The 501-nt window shown below is 64.5% G+C and carries 1 protein-coding gene; it reads right to left on the bottom strand.

Features of this window, described 5'->3' with window-relative positions; translation table 11 throughout:
• Window positions 1–501: cobalamin-dependent protein (locus ACFP1K_RS41420; protein ID WP_380764108.1), on the bottom strand; the 501-nt coding region annotated here is incomplete at both ends.

Below are 501 nucleotides of genomic sequence, written 5' to 3'. Positions count from 1 at the left end.
CCATCAACCGCAACCCCTCGAACGCGTCCCGCGCGTACCGCACCTGCCCAGGAAACATCTGCGCCAGATCCTGCTCCACATACGCCCGGGTCAGCGCGGCGCCACCCAGCAGGACGGGGAACTCGTCCGCCAGGCCGCGGGTGGTGATCTCCTCCAGGTTCTCCCGCATGATCACCGTCGACTTCACCAACAGCCCCGACATCCCGATCACGTCGGCCTGATGCTGCTGCGCCGCCTCCAAGATCGCCGAGACGGGTTGCTTGATGCCGAGGTTCACCACCTCGAAACCGTTGTTGGACAAAATGATGTCGACCAGGTTCTTGCCGATGTCGTGCACATCGCCCTTCACCGTGGCCAGCACGATCCGGCCCTTGGACCCGTTACCGTCCTCCACCTTGGGCATATGCGGCTGCAGATACCCCACCGCGGCCTTCATCACCTCGGCCGACGCCAGCACGAACGGCAACTGCATCTGCCCCGACCCGAACAACTCACCGACGG

The sequence above is a fragment of the Sphaerisporangium aureirubrum genome, from assembly GCF_042658925.1.
GTDB classification, from domain to species: Bacteria; Actinomycetota; Actinomycetes; order Streptosporangiales; family Streptosporangiaceae; genus Sphaerisporangium; species Sphaerisporangium aureirubrum.
The sequence above is the reverse complement of the archived record's forward strand: the minus strand, read 5'-3'. Positions and strand labels throughout refer to the sequence as shown.